Below are 1,699 nucleotides of genomic sequence, written 5' to 3'. Positions count from 1 at the left end.
GGTTCTGTCGACGATCTTGTGATCCGGTGCGGAGGATGTCACCGTGCCAGCAAAACGCGTTTGCGAAGGAGATCGAGGCCAGCACGGCCGAACATCTGGCGTTTCAGCATCTTCAGCCGGTTGATGTTGCCTTCAACGGCGCCTGAACTATGTGGCAGGGACAGACCGTTCTGGACGGCGTCGAAGTCGCGGCGGAGGTTGCGGGCGAAGCCCGCAAGTGGAGCCATGGTGTCGTGCTCGACGCCGGCGATCCACTCCTCGAGCCGGTCGCCGTGGCGTGCGGTCATCATGACGGCGAACTTCCTGACGTGGCCGGTGAGCCGGTCCAGTTCGGGGTCACGCTCACGCAGGCGGTGCAGCTTGTCGGCATCGCCGTCGCCGAGGTGTTCGGGATGGGTCATGATCCATGAGGTGACCTCGCGGACCGAGGGAGGCTTGGGGCCGACGGCGGGTGCGTGTCCGCGCCCGGTGCGGTAGCGCCGCAGATGACGCTGGACAGCCAGCTCGCCTCCGGGGTAGCCGAGCTTCTGGATCTCCCGGTGGAGCTGTGCGGCATTTCTTATGCCTTCGTTCCAGCGTCGGTGCAGGTAGCCGACGTACGGGTCGACGACATGCGCCCGTTGCAGGCTCTTGGCGACGACATCATCAGCGGAGCGGGCGTTGACCAGCTTGCGGACCGTGGCCTGGTGCAGCCCGAGCTTCCGGCCGATCGCCGCCTTCGACATCCCCTGGGTCCACAGCTCGTGGGCGGCGGCATGCTGCTCCCGAAGCCGGGTCACGATCTTCAGCTCCTTCGACGGCTGCACCACCTCGGGCTCCGCTTCCGGGTGGCCGGGGCCGTCTTCCGCTCCGGCAAGCGGTTCTGCCAGGCGGGAGCGGTGGGCGTTGACCGTCTTCTCAACCGCCTGGCCGAGGTTGGCCCACAAGTGATATCGGTCCGCGACCTGCTGGGCCTGTGGCGCCCCGACCCGCGCGCCCTCCCCGTAACCACTGGAGCGGTCCCGGCAGATGACCTTCACCTCGGGATGGCCTTGGAGCCAGGCGGCCAGGTCCTCGCCCTCGCGGCCGTCGTAGAGATGCAGCGGCCGATGGGTGGCCATGTCGATCAGCACCGTGCCGTAGTGGCGGCCCTTGCGGAAGGCGAAGTCGTCGACACCAAGCACCTCAACCTCGCCGATCTCCGGCTCGGGCAGAGCCCGGACCATCCGCAGCAGGGTGTCCCTGCCCACGGTGATGCCGACCGCGGCCGCCAGGCGGGCCCCGGCCCGGCCGGCCAGCGCCAACCCGATCTGCATCAGCAGCCCGCGAAGCAAAGGGGTATAGCGGCCGTGCGGAGTCGTCAGCCCCGCGATCTGCTCAGCGAACGTCACTGCCGTGCAGGCGGGATTCTCACAGCGGAAGCGACGTATGTGTAACTCGATCACGACACCGAGACCGCCCACAGCGGCATCACGCAGCGTGCGTACATACCCGCCGTGCACCCGAGACGAGCTATGACCGCAGTGGCAGGCCCCCGTCGTCGACCGCACTCGTGCCCGCAGTACTACCTTGTCCGGCCGTCGCTCGATCTCCTCGATCAGCAGCGCGGACAGGTACGGGAACAACTCCAGGAGCACATCACGAGAGCACCCGATGCATGATCGCGAACAGTCGGCACACCCCGCTCAACCGTCCGGATCACAAGATCGTCGACAGAACC

The 1,699-nt window shown here is 67.2% G+C and carries 1 protein-coding gene; it reads right to left on the bottom strand.

Annotation, left to right across the window (positions count from 1 at the left end; genetic code table 11):
- Positions 1-38 precede the first annotated feature (38 nt).
- On the bottom strand, positions 39-1,529 hold the full coding sequence (locus ACFY9I_RS42365) for an ISL3 family transposase (protein WP_391012842.1): 1,491 nt from the start codon (positions 1,527-1,529) through the stop codon (positions 39-41).
- Positions 1,530-1,699: the final 170 nt, after the last annotated feature.

The sequence above is a fragment of the Streptomyces sp. NPDC012510 genome (genome assembly GCF_042955065.1).
Taxonomy (GTDB): Bacteria; Actinomycetota; Actinomycetes; order Streptomycetales; family Streptomycetaceae; genus Streptomyces.
Note: the sequence above shows the minus strand (reverse complement) of the source record. Positions and strands in the feature narration are given on the sequence as shown.